Source organism: Cryobacterium glaciale, assembly GCF_004402535.1.
In the GTDB taxonomy this organism is placed as follows: Bacteria; Actinomycetota; Actinomycetes; order Actinomycetales; family Microbacteriaceae; genus Cryobacterium; species Cryobacterium glaciale.
In genome coordinates, this window is sequence record NZ_SOEY01000019.1 from 48,943 (window position 1) to 64,475 (window position 15,533).

Annotated in this window: 14 protein-coding genes; 2 read left to right on the forward strand and 12 right to left on the reverse strand. The window is 65.7% G+C overall.

Annotated elements, in window-relative coordinates; translation table 11 throughout:
• Positions 1-30: 30 nt before the first annotated feature.
• The 4 genes from hisH to E3O06_RS09505 are packed head-to-tail and all read right to left on the reverse strand — an operon-like array spanning position 31 to position 2,867.
• Complete coding sequence (hisH, locus tag E3O06_RS09490; RefSeq protein WP_134503102.1) at positions 31-663, reverse strand: imidazole glycerol phosphate synthase subunit HisH; 633 nt, start codon at positions 661-663, stop codon at positions 31-33.
• Positions 660-1,283 (reverse strand): imidazoleglycerol-phosphate dehydratase HisB, encoded by a 624-nt coding sequence (gene hisB, locus E3O06_RS09495; protein ID WP_134503104.1) that lies wholly within the window; start codon positions 1,281-1,283, stop codon positions 660-662. The genes hisH and hisB overlap by 4 nt, the downstream gene beginning before the upstream one ends.
• Before the next feature lie 9 nt (positions 1,284-1,292).
• Positions 1,293-2,417: a histidinol-phosphate transaminase gene (locus tag E3O06_RS09500; RefSeq protein ID WP_134503106.1), complete on the reverse strand. Its 1,125-nt coding sequence runs from the start codon at positions 2,415-2,417 to the stop codon at positions 1,293-1,295.
• Between the two features lie 30 nt (positions 2,418-2,447).
• The gene (locus E3O06_RS09505; protein WP_134503108.1) at positions 2,448-2,867 is read right to left on the reverse strand and encodes a LysM peptidoglycan-binding domain-containing protein; all 420 of its coding nucleotides are present in this window, start codon (positions 2,865-2,867) and stop codon (positions 2,448-2,450) included.
• A gap of 288 nt (positions 2,868-3,155) precedes the next feature.
• Here E3O06_RS09505 and lexA point away from each other — a divergent pair, with 288 nt between their 5' ends.
• Positions 3,156-3,863, forward strand: a complete 708-nt coding sequence (gene lexA, locus E3O06_RS09510) for a transcriptional repressor LexA (protein ID WP_420898878.1) — start codon at positions 3,156-3,158, stop codon at positions 3,861-3,863.
• A 99-nt stretch (positions 3,864-3,962) separates the two neighbouring features.
• Here lexA and metE read toward each other — a convergent pair whose 3' ends face one another.
• The 3 genes from metE to hflX all read right to left on the reverse strand — a co-directional run bounded on the left by metE (position 3,963) and on the right by hflX (position 9,158).
• Positions 3,963-6,302 (reverse strand): 5-methyltetrahydropteroyltriglutamate--homocysteine S-methyltransferase, encoded by a 2,340-nt coding sequence (gene metE, locus E3O06_RS09515; RefSeq protein WP_134503112.1) that lies wholly within the window; start codon positions 6,300-6,302, stop codon positions 3,963-3,965.
• 90 nt (positions 6,303-6,392) lie between these two features.
• A complete protein-coding gene (locus E3O06_RS09520) occupies positions 6,393-7,358 on the reverse strand; it encodes a methylenetetrahydrofolate reductase (protein WP_241980031.1) in 966 nt (321 codons plus the stop codon).
• A gap of 222 nt (positions 7,359-7,580) precedes the next feature.
• Positions 7,581-9,158, reverse strand: a complete 1,578-nt coding sequence (gene hflX, locus E3O06_RS09525) for a GTPase HflX (protein ID WP_134503114.1) — start codon at positions 9,156-9,158, stop codon at positions 7,581-7,583.
• 40 nt (positions 9,159-9,198) lie between these two features.
• Between hflX and E3O06_RS09530 the strand changes: the two genes are divergently transcribed.
• Positions 9,199-9,807: a class I SAM-dependent methyltransferase gene (locus E3O06_RS09530; RefSeq protein WP_134503116.1), complete on the forward strand. Its 609-nt coding sequence runs from the start codon at positions 9,199-9,201 to the stop codon at positions 9,805-9,807.
• Between the two features lie 100 nt (positions 9,808-9,907).
• Here E3O06_RS09530 and dapF read toward each other — a convergent pair whose 3' ends face one another.
• The 5 genes from dapF to recA all read right to left on the reverse strand — a co-directional run bounded on the left by dapF (position 9,908) and on the right by recA (position 15,455).
• Positions 9,908-10,789 carry a diaminopimelate epimerase gene (gene dapF / locus E3O06_RS09535; RefSeq protein WP_134503118.1) on the reverse strand — a complete coding sequence of 294 codons (882 nt, stop codon included), beginning with the start codon at positions 10,787-10,789 and terminating at the stop codon, positions 9,908-9,910.
• Between the two features lie 9 nt (positions 10,790-10,798).
• On the reverse strand, positions 10,799-11,794 hold the full coding sequence (miaA, locus tag E3O06_RS09540; RefSeq protein WP_166788167.1) for a tRNA (adenosine(37)-N6)-dimethylallyltransferase MiaA: 996 nt from the start codon (positions 11,792-11,794) through the stop codon (positions 10,799-10,801).
• Positions 11,795-11,798: 4 nt separating this feature from the next.
• Complete coding sequence (gene miaB / locus E3O06_RS09545) at positions 11,799-13,403, reverse strand: tRNA (N6-isopentenyl adenosine(37)-C2)-methylthiotransferase MiaB (protein WP_134503120.1); 1,605 nt, start codon at positions 13,401-13,403, stop codon at positions 11,799-11,801.
• Between the two features lie 50 nt (positions 13,404-13,453).
• A complete protein-coding gene (locus E3O06_RS09550; RefSeq protein WP_166788168.1) occupies positions 13,454-14,227 on the reverse strand; it encodes a regulatory protein RecX in 774 nt (257 codons plus the stop codon).
• Between the two features lie 82 nt (positions 14,228-14,309).
• Positions 14,310-15,455, reverse strand: a complete 1,146-nt coding sequence (gene recA, locus E3O06_RS09555) for a recombinase RecA (protein ID WP_134503124.1) — start codon at positions 15,453-15,455, stop codon at positions 14,310-14,312.
• Positions 15,456-15,533: the final 78 nt, after the last annotated feature.

Here is a 15,533-nt window from a genome sequence, read left to right on the forward strand (position 1 = left end):
ATGCGGGTTGTGAAGTCTAGGCGCGCCGGGCTATTGGCGCAGCGTGCCGATCCAGTTCTTCAACAAGCGGATGCCCGCCTCGCCCGATTTTTCCGGGTGGAACTGGGTGGCGCACAGCGGCCCGTTTTCGATGGCGGCCAGGAACGGTGCCCCGTGCTCGGCCCAGGTCAGTCGAGGTTCGGGAAACGGCGGCATGACCTCGAGCGTCCAGGACTGGGCGGCGTAGGAGTGCACGAAATAGAAGCGTTCCTCTTCGATTCCGCGAAAGAGCTCAGAGCCCGGCGCGCTTGTGACGGTGTTCCAGCCCATGTGCGGCAGGATCGGCGCCGGAAGCTCGGTGACCGTTCCGGGCCATTCGCCGAGTCCCTCGGTATCGATGCCGCGCTCGACACCGTGCTCGAACATCACCTGCATCCCCACGCAGATGCCCAGTACCGGGCGGTCACCGGCCAGGCGTCGATCGACGATCTCGTCACCGCGCACCGCTGTGAGGGCTTGCATTACGGCGCTGAACGCACCGACACCGGGCACGACGAGGCCGTCGGCTTCCAGGGCGATTTTGCGGTCGCTCGTCAGGGTGACGTCAGCGCCGGCCAGTTCAAGCGCCTTGACCGCGGAGTGCACATTGCCGGTTCCGTAGTCGAAGACGACGACCCGGGTCACAGGGCCCCCTTGGTCGACGGGATGCCGTGCACGAGCGGGTCAAGGGCCTTGGCGAGGCGGAACGCACGGGCGAAGGCCTTGAATTCGGCTTCGGCGATGTGGTGGGGGTCGCGGCCGCCCAGCAGGGTGACGTGCACGGTCAAACCGGCGTGAAAGGTGATGGCTTCGAAGACGTGACGAACCATGGAGCCGGTGAAGTGGCCGCCGATGAGGTGAAATTCGAAGCCGGCCGGTTCGCCGGTGTGCACGAGATACGGCCGACCGGAGATATCGACGACGGCCTGGGCGAGCGCTTCATCGAGCGGCACGAGGGCGTCACCGTAGCGGGAGATGCCCGACTTGTCGCCGAGCGCCTGACGGATGGCCTGGCCGAGCACGATTCCCACGTCTTCGACGGTGTGGTGCACGTCGATTTCGATGTCGCCGGACGCGCGCACGGTGAGATCGGTCAGCGAGTGTTTGGCGAACGCCGTCAGAAGGTGGTCGTAGAACGGTACCGAGGTGTGGATGTCGCTGACGCCGGTGCCATCCAGGTTCAACGAGAGATCAATGCTCGATTCACTCGTCTCCCGTTGCAGGTGTGCGACGCGGGGCGCGGAGATACCGTCAGTTGAACTCATACCGCTAGCTTATTCGGCTCTGGCCGACTCGGTTTGACCGGGACGTTCCGTTCGTCCCAGGCGAGCCAGGGCGTCGAGGAACAGGGTGGTCTCCTCTTCGGTGCCGGCCGTCACCCGCAAATGGCCGGGAATGCCGATGTCCCGGATGAGTATCCCCTCAGCGAGGAGCGCCGTGAAGGTCTCCTGCGGATCGGCCACTCCTCCGAACAGGACGAAGTTGCTCCCGCTCCGGTGCGGGGCATAACCCAAACGGGCCAGCTCGACCACGAGCCGGTCGCGCTGCCCACGAATATCGTCGACCATCGCGAGCATCTCGGCGCTGTGTGCCAGGGCGGCGTTTGCCGCGGCCTGGGTCAGGGCGGAGAGGTGGTAGGGCAGTCGAACCAGGCGCAGGGCATCCGTCACGGCCGGATCGGCCGCCAGATAGCCCACGCGGGCACCGGCGAAGGCGAAGGCCTTGCTCATCGTGCGCGAGACGAGCAGGCGTTCCCGACCCGGCAGCAGGGTGAGCGCGCTCGGCGTTCCGACGGGCGCGAATTCGGCGTAGGCCTCGTCGACGACGACGATGCCGTCGGTCGCGTCGTAGGCGGCGGCAATGGTCTCGAGCGAGAGCGGGGTGCCGGTGGGGTTGTTCGGAGAGCACAGAAAGATGATGTCGGGGCTGGTGCGCGTGATTTCGCTCACTGCAGTAGCTGGCGACAGTTCGTAGTCGGCGTCGCGGGCACCCGCAATCCAGGTGGTATCGGTTCCCGACGCGAGGATCGAATACATCGAGTAGGTCGGCGCGAAGCCGAGCAGGCTGCGTCCAGGTCCGCCGAATGCCTGCAAAACCTGCTGCAGCACTTCGTTGGAACCGTTGGCCGCCCAGATATTGTCGGCGGTCAATCCCTCGCCGAGATAGCGCGCGAGCGCCTCGCGCAGGGCGGTGAATTCTCGGTCGGGATACCGATTCACCGAGCGGATGGCCTCGGCCAGGCCTGCAAGGATGTCACGGGCGACCGCCTCAGGAATGGGATGCGTGTTCTCGTTGACGTTCAGGGCCACCGGAACGTGCAGTTGCGGAGCACCGTACGGGGTCAGGCCTTGCAGGTTGGTGCGGAGCGGAAGATCATCGAGGCTGGTCACACTCTCCATGCTACGACCCTGTGCCGGGCGCAGGGCTCGTTACGAGTCGGTGGGGATTTCCAGTCGCTGGCCGGGCTGCAGCGTTTCAACGGAGAGAGAGTTCAGCCGCTTGATATCCGCGACGACGTCGCGCGGGTCGGCGGACGGTGAGATCTCTTCGGCGAGGTCCCACAGGGTCTGGCCGGGTTCGACCGTGATGAATCGGGCGGAGCCGACGTCGGTCGGCGAGTAGGCCAGGGTGGCAACGGTTCCCGAGTCGCTCGTGTACGACACGAGGTCGATGCCGGAGGCCGAGTCCGACGCGCCGGCCGCTCCCCCATTGACGGCGAAGGCGACAGCGGCGAGCACGAGTGGCACGGCGGCGAGGGTCGTGAGTACGACGCGCCCACGCCGGGTGAGGCGAAATCGGGTGACGGGGGCGTCGTGAAGGGGTACTGCGGGTGCACATGCTGTGGTCATGTCAAACCTCCAGGGTTGGCGGGCTGCGAGTCTCGTATCCGGCCCTCGGCCGGGAGGACCGGATACGAAACTATGTTCCGAATATAACTTCGAACAATCGAACATGCAAGCTTTTTCTGGTCTTCGCCCGGGATTTCGCGCAACACACTCGAATAAGTGTTTGTTTCAGGGCGGAGAACTGGATAAACTTTCGATAGAACAATTGCTTGATTTACACTCAACCAGACACCACCGACATTCCCGCAAGGCATGATTTTAGGCTGGGCGGGACCGACTCCAGAAGGGCAGATCGTGACACAAGACACCGGCGCTACCCGCGACAAGGGCGGCACTCGACGCCGCAAGAGTTTGAGCCAACGCCAGCTCGCTATTCTCGACGTGATCCAGCGTTCGGTGAGCTCGCGCGGCTACCCGCCGAGCATGCGTGAGATCGGTGACGCGGTCGGACTCGCCTCTCTGTCGAGCGTGACCCACCAGCTCAACCAGCTCGAACTCAGCGGCTACCTGCGCCGGGACCCGAATCGCCCGCGGGCACTCGAAGTGCTCATCGAGATTCAACGTGCCCCCGAAGACGCCGGCACCGGCGACCAGGACAGCTTTCACCCGGGCGTGCAGGTCGGTGACGCGGCGATGGTTCCCTTGGTCGGTCGAATTGCTGCCGGAATCCCGATCACGGCCGACCAGCAGATCGACGAGATCTTCCCGCTGCCCCGCCAGCTCGTGGGCCAGGGCGAACTTTTCATGCTCAAGGTCGTCGGTGAGTCCATGATCGACGCCGCTATCTGTGACGGCGACTGGGTCGTCGTGCGGCAGCAGAAAACCGCGGAGAATGGCGAGATCGTTGCGGCCATGCTCGACAACGAGGCCACCGTCAAGGTGTTACGCAAGCGCGACGGCCACACCTGGCTGCTTCCGCGGAACAGCAACTTCGAACCGATCGTCGGCGACTTTGCCGACATCCTCGGCAAGGTCGTCGCGGTGTTGCGCTCGGTCTAGTAGTCGGTGCACCGCCCGGAGACGCACCAGAGGGGCCCGACCACCAACCGGTGATCGGGCCTGTTTCTGGCGAGGTGCCTGCCCGTTTAGACGCTGGAGTTAGGCGTCGACCCTGGCACTACGACGTTCGCGCACCACCCGCGTCGCGGCGAGCATGTTGTGCAGCGACTGCACGGTCTCCTCGTAGCCGCGCGTCTTCAGCCCACAGTCCGGGTTCACCCAGACCTGGCGTTCGGGAATGGATTCCAGAGCGGTATCGAGCAGGGTCGTCAGCTCGTCGACGCTTGGCACCCGCGGCGAATGGATGTCGTAGATGCCGGCGCCGATACCGTGGTCGAACCCGCCGGCCTCGATCTCCCGCACCACCTCCATGCGCGACCGGGCCGCTTCGATGCTCGTCACGTCGGCATCGAGGTTGCGGATGGCGTCGATGACGACTCCGAATTCCGAATAGCAGAGGTGCGTGTGAATCTGGGTCGCATCCGCTACCCCGGCCGTGGCGAGCCGGAAAGAGCCAACCGACCAGTCCAGGTAGTCGGCGTGGTCCTTCTTCTTCAGGGGCAGCAGTTCGCGCAGGGCTGGCTCGTCGACCTGAACGATCTGGATGCCGGCGGTCTCGAGGTCAGCGATCTCATCGCGCAGGGCGAGCGCCACCTGGCGGGCCGTTTCGCCGAGCGGTTGGTCGTCGCGCACGAATGACCAGGCCAGGATGGTCACCGGACCGGTGAGCATGCCCTTGACCGGCTTGGCGGTGAGGCTTTGCGCGTACACCGACCAGTCCACCGTGATCGGTGCCGGGCGCGACACGTCGCCCCACAAGATGGATGGCCTGGTGCAGCGGCTGCCGTAGGACTGCACCCAGCCGTTTTCGGTCACGGCGAACCCGTCGAGGTTTTCCGCGAAGTACTGCACCATGTCGTTGCGTTCGGGTTCGCCGTGCACGAGCACGTCGAGTCCGATCTCTTCCTGCAGTGCAACGACGCGGCCGATCTCGGCGCGCATCAGATCGCGGTAGTCGTCGGCGCTGAGAGCTCCGTTGAGAAATTGGGCGCGTGCTCGGCGAATGTCTGCGGTCTGCGGGAACGATCCGATCGTGGTCGTCGGCAGCGACGGCAGCTGGAGCGCCACGTCCTGGGCGATCAGGCGATCAGCGTATGCCCCGCGGGTGAAGTCGGCGCCCTGCAGCGCGGCGGCACGATCACGCACGGCTCCGTCATGCACACCGGGAGCGGTCCGCCGCGCTGCCAACGCAGCCTCGGCTTCGGCCAGCGGTGCTGTGATGGCGCCCCGACCAGATTCGAGGCCGAGCGCGAGGGTCGCGACCTGGCCGACTTTCTGGTCGGCGAAGGCCAGCCAGCGAGTCAGCGAGCCCGGCAGGGACGTTTCATCACCGACGTCGTGCGGCACGTGCATCAGGGAGGTCGACGTGGACACGGCCACGGTATCGGTCAGCCCCCGCACGCTTTCGGCGGCCGCGAAGGCGCCGGTCAGGTCGCCGCGCCAGATGTTGTGTCCGTCGATAACCCCGGCAACGAGGGTCTTGCCGGCCAGCCCGGGAGCCGCCTGCGGCACGGCGCCCCGCACCAGGTCGAGGCCGATCGCCTCGACGGCCGTGGCGGCAAGCACCGGAAGTGCGTCATCGAGGCTGCCGTACGGTGCCGCGACGAAAAGGGCTGGCCGTCCGGTCAGCCGGCCGAGCACCCCATAAGCGGATGCGACGGCGGCCAGCGTGTCCGCGCGCGGCACGTCGATGGATTCGCTGACCAGGCCCGGCTCGTCGAGCTGCACCCACTCGGCACCAGCATCCGCGAGCCGGGTCAGCAGCGCCGCGTAGACGGGAATGAGATCGTCGAGTCGGGAGAGCGGCGAGAACCCGACCGGTGCGTCGTCGCTGGCCTTGCTGAGCAGCAGGAAGGTGACCGGGCCCACGAGCACCGGGCGGGTGAGGAACCCGGCCGCTTTCGCCTCGACGAATTCGCGTACGATGCGGTCATCGGCGAGCGAGAACACGGTCTCCGGACCGATTTCGGGCACGAGGTAGTGGTAGTTGGAGTCGAACCACTTGGTCATCTCGAGGGGCAGATTCTCGCCCTCGCCGCGGGCCAGGGTGAAGTATCCGGCGAGGTCGAGGGTTCCGTCGGCGGCGACGTGCGAGGCGAACCTGGTCGGAATCGCTCCAACGGCAACAATGGTGTCGAGCACCTGGTCGTAGTACGAGAACGCCTCGGGGATCGCGGAGTCTGTGCGCCCCAGACCGAGTTCAACGAGCCGATTGCGAGTGGCAGCGCGAAGCTCGGCGGCAACACGTTCGAGATCGGCGGCGTCGATCGTGCCGGACCAGAACGCTTCAACGGCTTTCTTCAGCTCCCGCCGTCGCCCGATGCGCGGATAACCGAGGATGGTGCCGGTGGGAAAGGCGGGAGATGCGGAAATGGGCATGGTGATTCCTTCACGGGAGCAATAGCGGTTTGAACGGTGGGAGAAAGCGAACGTGATACGGGTGGGCCTACACGCTTGCGCGTGCGAGGCCTAGGGCATGGCTGCGGGCACCGGCAGCGCCCCGCACCCCTCGAGCACCGACAGCACGGTCTCGTGCTGGTTGAAGGCGTACAGGTGCAGGCCGGGGGCACCGCCGGCGAGAACGTCCTGGCCGAGGCGTACCGCATAGTCGATGCCGATCTGCCGCTGTCCTTCCTCGGTCGGTTCGACCTCGAGCTCGATGGACAGTTCGGCCGGCAGTTTCTCGCCGGAGAGCTGCAGGATACGACGCAACCGGTTCGGACTGGTGACCGGCATGATCCCGGGAAGAATGGGAAAGAGCACCCCGGCGGAGCGGGCCCGCTGGATGAAGCTCAGGTAGTCGTCGGCGTGGAAGAACAGCTGGGTGATCGCGAGGTTGGCGCCGGCGGCCTGCTTGGCCAGAAGGGTGTCGATGTCCTGCGCGACCGACCGCGAGTTGGGGTGGCCGTTCGGGAAGGCCGCAACACCGATGCGCACCCGGCTGCGCTCGGTTTTCAGCCCGCGGGCGGCGGGCAGACCGGGAATCACGGTCTCGATGTATGGCACCCGTTCGGTCTGCACCCGGTGGATGAGCTGCACCAGCTCCCCGGCGCTGTGCAGGTCGCCGAGAAAGGCGGTGTCACCTTCCACTGCGCCCTGCGGAGCGTCCCCGCGAATGGCGAGAAAGCTGCGGATACCGGCGTCGAGGAACTCCCGAATGAGGCGGCTGGCCTCGGCGTGCGAGGAGCCGACGCAGGTGAGGTGCGCCATCGCATCCACTGTCGTGTGGTCCTTGATGTAGCGCAGCACGTCGAGCGAGGAGTTGCGCGACGAGCCGTTGGCACCGTAGGTGACGGAGATGAACTCGGGGCCGGCTGCGGCCAGGTGATCGATGGTGCGCGTCAGAGCGGATGCCGCCGCCACGGATTTCGGCGGATACACCTCGAAGGAGAACGCCGGGCGGGCGTTACACGCGGAAATCCCTGTCGTGGTCATGTTTCCTCATTCGGCAGAAGCGGTACAGCTGTGGTGGCCAGGCGGCCGCGGACACACCAGAAGACTGATGGGTTTTCGCGGGCGGGTGCCGGGCTCGGCTGTCGCTCCATGCCGGGGAATGAATTCCGTCGGCAACGATTGATTAGACACTAACAACACCGACGCCGCGGCGCACGAATGTGACAGTTCGTGTCATCCGGGCGGTCGCCGGTCGGTCAGAACCTAGGCGGACACCGCCGGGAGGATCACGAACGGGGCAAACTGCGGCTCGATCTCCGGTGTGACGAACGCCGTCACGTGAGTGCCGGCTTCTACGTAGTCGGTCGCTTCGATGCGTCCCTGATCGTGCAGCACCGCGATGAGGTCGCCGCGGTCGTAGGGAATGAGCAGGTCGAGTTCGATCTGCGGCGTCGGCAGCAGCAGCGCCACAGCGGCCAGCACGGTTTCGATGCCCTCACCACTGCGGGCCGACACGAACGTCGCCTTCGGCTCGAGGCCGCGCAGCACGAGCCGGTCGTCGTCGCTGATCAGGTCACTCTTGTTGAAGACGACCAGTTCGGGAATGTCGCGGGCGCCGACCTCGGAGATGACGTCGCGCACGGTGGCGAGTTGGGCGACCGGGTCGGGGTGGGATCCGTCGACGACGTGAATGATGACGTCGGCGTCGGCGACTTCTTCGAGGGTCGAGCGAAAGGCTTCGACGAGTTGGTGCGGCAGGTTGCGCACGAACCCCACCGTGTCGGTGAGGGTGTACAGGCGGCCGTCGGCGGTCGTCGACTTGCGCACGGTGGCGTCGAGGGTAGCGAACAGGGAGTTCTCGACCAGCACTCCGGCCTTGGTGATGCGATTGAGCAGGCTGGACTTGCCGGCGTTGGTGTAGCCGACGATGGCCACGGAGGGAACGGCGTTGCGCTTGCGGTTGGCGCGTTTGGCCTCGCGAGCCGGCTTCATCTCGACCATTTGCTTGCGCAGTTTGGACATCCGGGTGTGGATTCGACGACGGTCGAGTTCGATCTTGGTTTCACCGGGGCCACGGGAGCCCATTCCGGCTCCGGCGCCACCGACCTGGCCACCGGCCTGGCGGGACATCGAGTCCCCCCAACCACGCAGGCGCGGCAGCATGTAGGCCATCTGGGCGAGTTCGACCTGCGCCTTGCCCTCGCGACTCTTGGCGTGCTGGCTGAAAATGTCGAGGATCACGGCGGTACGATCGATGACCTTGACCTTGACCACGTCTTCGAGGGCACGCCGCTGGCTGGGAGCCAGTTCGGTGTCGGCGATGACGGTGTCCGCGCCGAGGGCCTTGACGATGTCGGCGACTTCCTGGGCTTTGCCCTTGCCGAGGTAGGTGCTGGGGTCGGGGGTGGCCCGGCGCTGCAACAGCCCGTCGAGCACGGTCGCCCCGGCGGTTTCGGCGAGGGCGGCGAGTTCGCGCATGGAGTTTTCGGCGTCGTCGACGGTGCCGTGGGTGTAGACGCCCACCAGCACGACATTTTCGAGGCGCAGCTGCCGGTATTCGACCTCGGTGACGTCTTCAAGTTCGGTGGAAAGCCCGCCGACGCGACGCAGGGCATTACGGTCGGCCCGTTCGGACTGGTCGCCGTCGTGCTCGCTGCCGTCGTACCCGCCCGAGGCTTGATCCTGCAGGGCCTGAGCCGACCCGCTGCGGAACAGGGAGTAACCGGCAGCCTTGCTGTCGGCGCTCGCCAACACTCGCGCGACAACATCGTCTGCGTCGAGGGCTTCCGCGCCTGGGTTTTCTACCGCGTCGTTGCCCGAAGGCGCCGTTGGATCATTCATCCCATTAACCTTAGTTCAACGAAGTTGAAAGGTTCCTCCTATGTCGTCCGACCACTATTTTTCTCCGGCGCCCGGCACCGCACTGAAAACCCGCCAGATCACCGTGCAGCTGCACGGGCAGGATCATGAGCTCACGACCGCCAATTCGGTGTTCAGCCCCGCCCACATCGACACCGGTACCGAGGTTCTGCTCAAGTACGCCCCCGAGCCGCCCCTGACCGGCCACTTTCTCGACCTCGGTTGCGGCTGGGGTCCGATCGCGTTGCACCTGGCCATGGCCTGCCCCGAGGCCACCATCTGGGCCGTCGACGTGAACGAGCGGGCACTCGACCTCGTGCGCACCAACGCCGCCTCCCTCGGCCTGACCAACATCAAGGCCGTGCTCGCCGCCGACGTTCCCGCAGATATCGCGTTTCGCACCATCTGGTCTAACCCGCCCATTCGCGTCGGGAAAGACGAGCTGCACGGCCTCATGCAGACCTGGCTGCTCCGCCTCGAGCCCGAAGCGGATGCCTGGCTCGTCGTGCAGCGCAACCTCGGCTCGGACTCGCTCCAGCGCTGGCTAGCCGCCGAGCTCCCCGCCAACTTCGAGACCACCCGCGAGGCCATCAGCAAGGGCTTCCGAGTGCTGGCAGTACACCGCAATTAGCAGCACGCGTCGTGGCGGCGCGGTTGTCCGCGGGGTTGCGAGTGTCTGAGCGAGGAACGGATGACCTCGCCGCCACGGCCCCGCCCGAAGGCAACCAGCACTAACCCAGGTTCAGAACCCCGTCGAAAACAAGCTCAGCCGGCCCAGACAGCGACACGTGCTCGCCATCTTCTGCCGGAAACATCCGCACCCCGAGCACACCGCCCGGCAGCTCCACCCGCCACTGATGCGGCGCCGATTTTCCGGCCCAGTGCCGTGTAGCCAGGGCCGCTGCGGCGGCACCGGTGCCGCAGGAGAGGGTTTCGCCGCTGCCGCGTTCGTGCACTCGCATGCGAAACCGTCCGACGCCGTTGACGACGAGCGGATCATTCGGCACCACGAATTCAATGTTCACGCCTCCGGCCGGTTCGGGGTCGAGCTGAGGAATGAAGGTGAGGTCGGCGGCATCGAGTTCGCCATCGTCGGCGAGGGCCACCACCGTGTGCGGGTTGCCCACGTTGATGCCGAGGCCAGGACGCGCCACCGGCAGGTTCTTGGTACGCACGAGCGGTTCGGTACCGTCGAGCTTCCACCGGCCGAGATCGACCTGGAAACCCGAGGCATTGCGCTGCACGTCACGCACACCACCGCGGGTTCCGATCGTGAGGGTGTCGCCGGGGAGCAGCTCGGCGAGGTCGTTCTCAAGCAGGAACTTGGCATAGACCCGGATGCCGTTGCCGCACATTTCCGAGACGGTTCCGTCGGCGTTCCAGTAGTCCATGAACCATTCGGCCGCGTCGTCTTCGGCGAGGGCCGCCGCACCGTCCGGCAGGTTCTTGCTGCGCACCGCACGGATGATTCCGTCGGCTCCGACCCCGAACCTGCGGTCGCAGACGACACGAATCTGCGCCGGGGTGAGTTCCAGCGTGCCGTCCGGATCAGCGAACAGCACGAAGTCGTTACCCGTGCCGTGGCCCTTGGTGAAGTTCACAGTGATGCCCATGCTGCCAGTTTACGGGGCAGCCACCGGGAGGTTTTGCGGCGCGAAGCTGGTCGCACCGCCCCGGTCCACGTGCGCAAGGGCATCCTCGACGCGGTCCGGCGCATCCGATTCGATCCAGTGCGTGTGGGCGTAGCGTTTGAACCAGCTCACCTGCCGGCGAGCATAGCGGCGGGTGAGCTGTTGGGTCGCTTCGATGGCCTCGCTCTCGCTAAGAGTGCCGCGCACCTGCCCGAGGGCCTGGGCGTAGCCGATCGCGCGGCTCGCGGTGATACCGTTCTCGATGCCCGCCGCGAGCAGGTCGCGAGCTTCGTCGACGATGCCGGCCGTCCACATCCGTTCGACGCGCGCGTCGAGCCGGGGGGTGAGCCGCTCTCGCGGCGTGCGCAGGCCGAGCAGCACGCTGGGCTGCCAATACACCGGCTCGTCCGGGAGGGCGGCGAGGTGTGGGGCGCCGGTGAGCTCGACGATCTCGAGCGCCCGAACGAGGCGGCGCCCGTTGCTCGGTCCGATCCGCAGCGCGGCCTGCGGGTCGACGGCCTGCAGCCGCGAGTACATCAGGCCGGGTCCCATGTTCAGGAGTTCGGCTTCGAGCCGGGCCCGCAACATTGGATCGGTGCCCGGAAATTGAAAGTCGAACACGACCGACGACACGTAGAGACCCGACCCGCCGACCAGGATGGGGACGGCCCCGCGCCGGGCGATCTCCGTGATGGCCGTGCGGGCATCCGTTTGGTAGTTGCTGACGGTGGCCTCGTCGGTCACGTCGAGCACGTCGAGCAGGTGGTGCGGGATGCCGCGGCGTTCGGCGAGGGTGAGCTTGGCCGTGCCGATGTCCATGCCGCGGTAAAGCTGCATGGCATCGGCGTTGACGATCTCGACCGGCTGTCCGCGCTCGATGAGCCGTTCGGCCAGATCGAGGGACAGTTCGGATTTGCCGGTGCCGGTTGATCCGACGATGGCGATCAGCACCGCTGCTTCAGGCGATACTGCTGATTCAGACGACAAGCTCCTAGCGCTCGTCGTCGTTCACGTTGTAGATGGGAATCGTGGTCGCGCCACTCTCGAGCCGCAGGCCGATCGTCGGCAGCCCGAGCGAAACCGGCCCGCCACCGCCGGACGCACCTCCATGAGTGGGTACTCCACAGGATTCGGCCTCCATGCGGTCCCAGGCGTCGCCCGCCCGGGTCGAGCGGATGCGCAGGGGCGCTCCGGTGGACGAGTCGGCGATGAGGTGGAATGGAGCAGCCTGGGTGACGATGACGGTGACCATATCCCCGGGCCGGGGGCGGGCGGAGCCGGCCGGAACATCGAAGTGCACGAGTCGACTGTCGGGGGCACGCCCGCTGAGGCGGTGGGTGTCGTTGTCTTTGCGGCCGCCATTGGCGACGAGTAGTTCAACCTCACGGCCGATCATCGCCTGGTTCTCCTCAAGGGAAATGCGCTCCTGCAGGGCGGCAAGACGCTCGTAGCGGTCTTGCACGATCGCCTTGGGGACCTGGTCGGGCATCGTCGCGGCGGGGGTACCCGGGCGAATGGAGTATTGGAAGGTGAACGCGGTCGCGAACCGGGCCTGTTCAACGACGCGCAGTGTCTCCTGAAAGTCTTCTTCGGTTTCGCCGGGGAAACCGACGATGATGTCGGTGCTGATGGCGGCGTTCGGCATCTGAGCACGCACCCGGTCGAGAATGCCGAGGAACTTCGCGCCGCGGTAGGACCGACGCATCGATTTGAGGATGCGGTCGGACCCGGACTGAAGCGGCATGTGCAGCTGCGGCATCACGGCGGGGGTTGCAGCCATGGCGTCGATGACGTCGTCGGTGAACGCGGCCGGGTGCGGGCTGGTGAAGCGGATGCGCTCCAGCCCCTCGATCTTGCCGGCCGCGCGCAGCAGCTTGCCGAAGGCGAGGCGGTCGCCGAACTCGACCCCGTAGGAGTTGACGTTCTGGCCGAGCAGGGTGACCTCGATGGCGCCGTCGTCGACGAGCGCCTGGATCTCGGCGAGGATCTCACCGGGGCGGCGGTCCTTCTCCTTGCCCCGCAGCGCTGGCACGATGCAGAACGTGCAGGTGTTGTTGCAGCCGACCGAGATGGAGACCCAGCCGCTGTAGCTGGAGTCACGCTTGGTGGGCAGGGTGGACGGGAACGTCTCGAGCGATTCGAGGATCTCGAGCTGGGCCTCACCGTTGTGCCTGGCCCGTTCGAGCAGGCTGGGCAGGGAGCCCATGTTGTGGGTGCCGAAAACCACGTCGACCCACGGCGCCTTCTCGAGGATGGTGGTCTTGTCTTTCTGGGCAAGGCAGCCGCCGACGGCGATCTGCATACCGGCGTGCTTACGCTTGACCGAGGCGAGGTAGCCGAGGTTGCCGTAGAGCTTGTTGTCGGCGTTCTCGCGCACCGCGCAGGTGTTGATCACGACGATGTCGGCCTCGCCACCGTTGGCCGAGACGTAGCCGGCCGCTTCGAGTGAGCCGCTCAGGCGTTCGGAGTCGTGCACGTTCATCTGGCAACCGAAGGTGCGCACCTCGTAGGTGCGCGCGCGCCCCGAATCGTCGATCGCGGCTGCCGAGGGGGTGATCACGGTTCGGCGGGCTTGTTCGGGGGCGACAATACTCATAGTGGGTGTAGTTTACGCGAGCAATTCAGTGTGCGGGCCGTGTGCCAGCGCTACCGGAATCGAACGCGGGAGGCGCCACCGCCGCCGCGGCTGTCCATGGCCGCCTTGACAGCCAGTCGTACCGCTGCCGAACTGTAGCCCTTGCGCATGAGAAAGCCGGTGAGACGGCGGTCGATGGTCTGGTCGTCGAAGCGTTCCATCTGCCCGATGCGCTTGGTGGCAAGGTCGATGGCACGTTCAGCTTCGTCGTCGGGAAGTTCTTCGAGTTTGTCCAACATGACGCCCGGGTCGAGTTTGCGCCGACGCATTTCAGCTTCAACGCCGGTGCGGCCCAAGCCCTTGCGCACGTTGTGGCTGTGGATGATCTGGTCAGCGAGCTTGCCCTCGTCGAGGTACTCGAGCTCGATGAACTTTTCGATGATCTCACTCGCTTCGCCCGAGTCGACACCGGTGGCATTCAGTACCAGCAGCGCCTCGACCGTTGACAGGGAGCGGCCGCGCAGCCGGTGCAGCAGAACCTTCTCAGCGCGCTCTCGCTGGTCGAGTGCATCGGCTGCGGTGACAGCCTCGTCGTCATCGGGATCGCTGTCTTTCAGCACGATATCGGCCTCGTTGACGGCAGCCTTAGCATCGGTATCAGCTTCAGCCTTGCTGGCAGCTGCCGCTGAAAACCGGTCGATCTCTGTCGGACCGGTCTCAAGCGAGGCGGCTTCAAGCGGCGAACGACGCTTCATTCCCGGTGCCGCGCCGTGCAGGTAGGTCACGGGAGCCAAATCGGCGTCTGCGCGTTCTGCTGCATCATCCTGGGGTTCGAAGTGAACCATTCCCGTGACCTGCCTTTCCCTACGTTCGGTGTTGAAGAGTGCTGTGCTGAACCGTGCGGTGCTGCGGTGTGGCGTTGCCTGGTTAGGCGGTTTTGCGGGCGGCCGGGGCTTTGGTGACGACCGGGCCGCCCGCGAGAAGTGCCTCAGCATCCGCTTCAGCCTTCGCCTTCGTTTCGACCTCCAGGGCAATGGCGGCGGCGGCCTTTTCGGTAGCCTTGGCGGCGATGCCTTCGGGGCCGATGCCGAGCTTGATTAGAATCTTGCGCTCGATCTCGTTGGCCATCTCGGGGTTCTTGAGCAGGAAGTTGCGCGAATTCTCTTTACCCTGGCCCAGTTGGTCGCCGTCGTAGGTGTACCAGGCGCCGGACTTCTTGACGATGCCCTGATCGACACCGAAGTCGATCAGGCTGCCCTCGCGGGAGATGCCGATCCCGTAGATGATGTCGAACTCCGCCTGCTTGAAGGGCGGTGCCATCTTGTTCTTGACGACCTTGACCCGGGTGCGGTTACCGATGGCCTCTGTACCGTCTTTCAGGGTTTCAATGCGGCGAATGTCGAGGCGCACCGAAGCGTAGAACTTGAGGGCTTTACCGCCCGAGGTGGTCTCGGGGCTGCCGAAGAACACGCCGATCTTTTCGCGCAGCTGGTTGATGAAGATCATGGTGGTGTTGGTCTGGCTGAGGCCACCGGTGAGCTTGCGCAGGGCCTGGGACATGAGGCGGGCCTGCAGGCCGACGTGGGAGTCACCCATCTCGCCCTCGATCTCGGCACGCGGCACGAGGGCGGCAACAGAGTCGACGACGATGAGGTCGATGGAGCCGCTTCGCACGAGCATGTCGGCTATTTCGAGTGCCTGTTCACCGGTGTCGGGCTGGGAGACGAGGAGGGCATCGATGTCGACGCCGAGCTTCTTGGCGTATTCCGGGTCGAGGGCATGCTCGGCGTCGATGAAGGCGGCGATGCCACCATTCTTCTGAGCGTTCGCGATGGCGTGCAGGGTCAGGGTGGTCTTTCCCGAGGATTCCGGGCCGTAGATTTCGACGATGCGGCCGCGAGGCAACCCACCGACGCCGAGCGCGACGTCCAGGGCAATCGACCCGGTAGAAATGGTTTCAACGGGCGCACGTTCATCGCTGCCGAGGCGCATGACCGATCCCTTGCCGAACTGACGGTCGATTTGGGCGAGGGCGGTTTCGAGGGCTTTCTCGCGGTTCGCTTGTGATGCCATGGTCGTGATCTCCTGGGTTCTGCACGGTCGAAATATCGGTGTGTGCATGGTGGCGCCTATAGGCTGTCGGCCCAGGTA

Bases quoted from the DNA above. Each gene is read 5' to 3' on its own strand.
- hisB (WP_134503104.1), bottom strand. From the start codon at position 1,283: ATGAGTTCAACTGACGGTATCTCCGCGCCCCGCGTCGCACACCTGCAA.
- E3O06_RS09550 (WP_166788168.1), bottom strand. From the start codon at position 14,227: ATGGTTCACTTCGAACCCCAGGATGATGCAGCAGAACGCGCAGACGCC.
- dapF (WP_134503118.1), bottom strand. From the start codon at position 10,789: ATGGGCATCACTGTGAACTTCACCAAGGGCCACGGCACGGGTAACGAC.
- hflX (WP_134503114.1), bottom strand. From the start codon at position 9,158: ATGAATGATCCAACGGCGCCTTCGGGCAACGACGCGGTAGAAAACCCA.
- metE (WP_134503112.1), bottom strand. From the start codon at position 6,302: ATGCCCATTTCCGCATCTCCCGCCTTTCCCACCGGCACCATCCTCGGT.
- miaB (WP_134503120.1), bottom strand. From the start codon at position 13,403: ATGAGTATTGTCGCCCCCGAACAAGCCCGCCGAACCGTGATCACCCCC.
- E3O06_RS09530 (WP_134503116.1), top strand. From the start codon at position 9,199: ATGTCGTCCGACCACTATTTTTCTCCGGCGCCCGGCACCGCACTGAAA.
- E3O06_RS09500 (WP_134503106.1), bottom strand. From the start codon at position 2,417: ATGGAGAGTGTGACCAGCCTCGATGATCTTCCGCTCCGCACCAACCTG.
- E3O06_RS09520 (WP_241980031.1), bottom strand. From the start codon at position 7,358: ATGACCACGACAGGGATTTCCGCGTGTAACGCCCGCCCGGCGTTCTCC.
- E3O06_RS09505 (WP_134503108.1), bottom strand. From the start codon at position 2,867: ATGACCACAGCATGTGCACCCGCAGTACCCCTTCACGACGCCCCCGTC.
- recA (WP_134503124.1), bottom strand. From the start codon at position 15,455: ATGGCATCACAAGCGAACCGCGAGAAAGCCCTCGAAACCGCCCTCGCC.